At 31.5% G+C, this 241-nt stretch carries 1 protein-coding gene; it reads left to right on the top strand.

From position 1 onward, the window contains the following. Nucleotides 1–21: 21 nt before the first annotated feature. On the top strand, nt 22–241 hold a 220-nt coding region (locus tag ACYQZV_RS09195), incomplete at its 3' end, for an integrase core domain-containing protein (RefSeq protein WP_459895360.1).

The following is a 241-nucleotide window of genomic DNA, read 5'->3' as shown; positions in this document are numbered from 1 at the left end:
TTTGATAAGTATTTAAATGAGTTGGGTATAGAACACTATTATAGCTACCCAAGAACACCTAAAACAAATGCTAATGTGGAAAGAGTTATAAGGACTATAGAAGAAGAGTTATGGTTTATAGAAGGAACAGATTATCCTATTGATTACCTTAATACTCTATTAAAGAAATACCTAGACAAATATAACTTTGTAAGACCTCACTGTGCTCTAGGATACAGAACTCCTAGAGAAGTAGCTTATA

Source organism: Hydrogenobaculum acidophilum (genome assembly GCF_054656715.1).
Note: the sequence above shows the minus strand (reverse complement) of the source record. Positions and strands in the feature narration are given on the sequence as shown.